1 rRNA gene is annotated in these 207 nt (G+C 55.1%); it reads right to left on the minus strand.

The features are described 5' to 3' along the window. Window positions 1-86 (minus strand): 5S ribosomal RNA (gene rrf, locus OO63_RS41205); the annotation flags it as partial. Window positions 87-207: the final 121 nt, after the last annotated feature.

Genomic DNA, 207 nt, shown 5'->3' on the forward strand with positions numbered 1-207 from the left:
CCCCCTGCAGTACCATCGGCGCTGTAAGGCTTAGCTTCCGGGTTCGGAATGTAACCGGGCGTTTCCCTCACGCTATGACCACCGAAACACTATGAAACTTTTCAAACTACCGCACCACGCCGTGACCATGGCATGGGGTTGTTCGTGGTTTCAGAACCAACACAGTGGACGCGAGCAACTGAGGACAAGCCCTCGGCCTATTAGTAC

Source organism: Streptomyces alboflavus, assembly GCF_000716675.1.
Lineage (GTDB): Bacteria > Actinomycetota > Actinomycetes > Streptomycetales > Streptomycetaceae > Streptomyces > Streptomyces alboflavus.